General features: G+C 75.6%; 2 protein-coding genes and 1 pseudogene. All 3 read left to right on the top strand.

Features of this window, described 5'->3' with window-relative positions:
* The coding region (locus tag ABD844_RS12720) for a TIGR02677 family protein (RefSeq protein WP_344876343.1) at nt 1-829 on the top strand (829 nt) is incomplete at its 5' end.
* A complete protein-coding gene (locus ABD844_RS12715) occupies nt 826-2,100 on the top strand; it encodes a TIGR02678 family protein (protein WP_344876341.1) in 1,275 nt (424 codons plus the stop codon). The genes ABD844_RS12720 and ABD844_RS12715, both read left to right, overlap by 4 nt.
* Nucleotides 2,097-3,235 (top strand): annotated as a pseudogene (locus ABD844_RS12710) (hypothetical protein); the annotation flags it as partial. The gene ABD844_RS12715 and the pseudogene ABD844_RS12710, both read left to right, overlap by 4 nt.

The following is a 3,235-nucleotide window of genomic DNA, read 5'->3' as shown; positions in this document are numbered from 1 at the left end:
GAAGCCGCCCGGCGCCGACCCCGCCACGCCCTGGCTCGCGGCCCGCGCGGCGGCCTGGGACGGGTTGTGCCGGTGGTTCGCCCCCGACGTGGCGCTCGACCCCGCCACCGCGGACGAGGGCGTGCCGCGGGTGCGCCTGCTCCACGACGTGGCGCGGCGGGCGATCGTCTCCCTCCTCCAGGTGCTCGACCGGATCACCGACTCCCGCCGCCGGTCCTCCAGCGCCGCCGCCGACTTCCGTACGCTGGCCCGCTGGTTCGCCGCCGCGCCCGCCGAGGACGACGCGCACCGGCTGTGGGACGCGGCGTTCGGGCTCGGCTCGGCCAGGCACGCCCACCTGGGGCACGCCGACGCCGAGCTGATCCCGGCCGGGGTGCCGTGGGCGGACGCCGACCCGGTCGAGGTGTCGGCGCTGCTGCGCTCGCGTGGGCGGACGGAGCGCATGGGGCGCACGGGCAAGGTCCGCGACGTGGCGGAGTTGCGGGCCGAGCGCCGCTCCCGGGCCGAGCGGGAACGCGCCGAGCTGGAGGCCGCCTGGTCGGCCCTGGCCACGAGCGGCGCGATGCGGCTGTCGCAGTTCGCGGAGCTGGACCACGACACGTTCGGCAGGCTGCTCGACCTGCTGGGGAGGGCGCTGGCCGAGCGGCCCGACTCCACCGGGTTCCGCCGGGCCGTCACCTCGGACGGGAGGGTGGAGATCGTGCTGCGAGCGCCGGACGACGGGTCGGTGGCGGTGCTGCGTACGACGGAGGGCTGGTTCCGCGGCCCCGACTACCTCATCGACGTACGCGCGCCCGGCGCCCGCCGCGGACGGGTGGTGGGCGCGTGAGCAGCCTGGCCAACCAGCTAGTCAGGGCCGAGAAGGAGGAGATCGCCCGCGCGATCCGCACCCTGCTCGGGCGGCCCCTGGTGTCCCTGCACGACGACCCGGCCGCCTTCGACCTGATCAGGAAGCGCCGCCGGCCGCTGATCCAGTGGTTCGACTACTTCTGCGGCTGGCGGCTGGTCGTCGAGCCGCGCCAGGGGTACGCCCGCCTGGTCAAGGTGCGTTCCGAGCCCGGCGCCACCCGCCCGGCCCGCCGCCGCCGCACCACCAGGGCGCCGTTCGACCGCCGCCGCTACACGCTGCTGTGCCTGTGCGCGGCCGAGTTGCTCGCCTCGCCGGTGACCACGATCGGGATGCTGGCCCAGCGGGTGGTCCAGGCGGCGGCGGTGGAGCCCGGCGTGCCCGCGTTCGAGCCGGTGCGGGGCGAGGAGCGCGCGGCCTTCGTCGACGCGCTCAAGCTCCTGGAGCACTACGGGGCCGTCACCGCGATGGACGGCGCGACCGACACCTACCTCGACGACGAGGAGGCCAAGGTGCTCTACCGGGTGGACACCACGCGGGTGATCCGGCTGCTGGCCGCACCGGTGCCACCCTCCCGCCAGGTCGCGGCGTCCAGTACGGGCCCAGTGGGTGACACGGTCGAAGCGGCCACCGCAGAGGCGTCCTTCGGGGCGGACGCGCCACCCGGCGGGCCCGCCGCGCTCACCGTCGAGGCCCGCTACGGCGGCGACGAGCCCACCGAGACCCAGCGCAACCTGTGGGCCCGCCACTCCCTCATCCGCCGCCTGCTCGAAGAGCCCGCCGTCTACCGCGACGAGCTCACCCCCGCCCAGGCCGCCTACGCCGCCTCCCTCACCGGCCGCCGGCTCCTGCGCCGCGCCGCCGAGGAGGCCGGGTTCGTGCTGGAGGAGCGGGCCGAGGGCTTCCTGCTCATCGACCCCGACGCCATCGCCACCGACGCCCGCTTCCCCGACGACGGCAGCCACGCCAAGGTGGCCGCGCTGCTCATGCTCGACCTGCTCGTCACCTCCGGGCCCGTCACCGCCGCCCGGCTCGACGCCGAGGCGGCCAGGCTGCTGCGCCGCTTTCCGCAGTGGGCCAAGGCGTACCAGTCCGAGGGGGGCGGGCCGCGGCTGGCCGCCGACGCGCTGGAGGTGCTCTCGCTGTTCGGGCTGGCCCGCCGTACGGGTGACCGGGTCGCCGCCCGGCCCGCCGCCGCCCGCTACCGGGTCGACCGCGCCGTACAGGAGGCCGTACAGGAGGAGGACGCATGACCGTTACCGAGCTGGCTCCGTCGCGCGCCGTGCAGGGAGTGGACGCCCGCTGGACCCCCGTACGCGCCGGGATCCTCAACGTGTGGCGCTACTACGACGAGGTGTTCGAGTTTCACCGGGGGCGGCTGCTGCTGCGCGGGCCCAACGGCAGCGGCAAGTCCAAGGTGCTGGAGCTGCTGCTCCCGTTCGTGCTGGACGCCAGTCTCAAGCCGAGCAGGCTGTCCACGTTCGGCGGCGGCGAGCGCACCATGCACTGGAACCTCATGGGCGACGGCGCCACCGGCACCACCCGGGTCGGCTACGTGTGGCTGGAGTTCCGGCACGCCGACGGCCGCTGGTTCACCTGCGGGGCCCGGCTGCAGGCCACCGTCCACACCAAGAACGTCACCGCCGCCTACTTCACCACCGAGGCGCGCATCGACGCCCCCGACGGCGTCCGGCTCACCGGTGACGCCGGTCAGCCGCTGACCAAGGCGCAGCTCACCGCCGAGCTGGACGCCTCGGGAACGGTCCACGACTCGGCCGAGTCCTACCGGGCCGTCGTGCGCGGGACGCTCTACCGGGAGCTCAACGAGCAGCGCTACGACTCGCTGCTGACCGCCCTGCGCCAGTTGCGCACGCCCAAGCTGTCCGAGCGCCTCGACCCGGGGCTGCTGTCGGAGCTGCTGTCCAGCGCCCTGCCGCCGCTGGGGGAGGGGGAGATCCACGAGATCGCCGAGGGGTTCGAGCGGCTCGACCGGCAGCGCGAGGAGCTGCGGCTGCTCGACCGCGACGTGGAGGAGGCCGAGCGGCTGGCCGTCCGGCAGCGCGGCTACGCCCAGCGGGTGCTGCGCGCCGCGGCCGCGGCCGTGATCTCCGCCGGGTCCGCCCTGGAGTCGCTGGCCGCCGAGGTCAAGGCCAAGCGGCAGGCACTCAAGGAGGCCGAGGGGGAGCTGGACGCGGCGACCGTGCGGCTGGGCGAGGAGGAGGCCCAGGAACTGGCGCTGGCCGCGCAGATCGACGGGCTGAAGGAGAGCCAGGCGTACCAGGCGGGGGGTCACCTGCACCGGCTCCGTACCGAGGCTCAGGCGGCGCACGAGGTGGCGGGCCGCCTGCGTGACCAGGCGGGGCAGGCGGCGCGGGCCGTCTCCGCGCG

The organism is Nonomuraea antimicrobica (assembly GCF_039536965.1).
Classification (GTDB): domain Bacteria; phylum Actinomycetota; class Actinomycetes; order Streptosporangiales; family Streptosporangiaceae; genus Nonomuraea; species Nonomuraea antimicrobica.
This window is presented reverse-complemented; position numbering and strand designations above follow the sequence as displayed.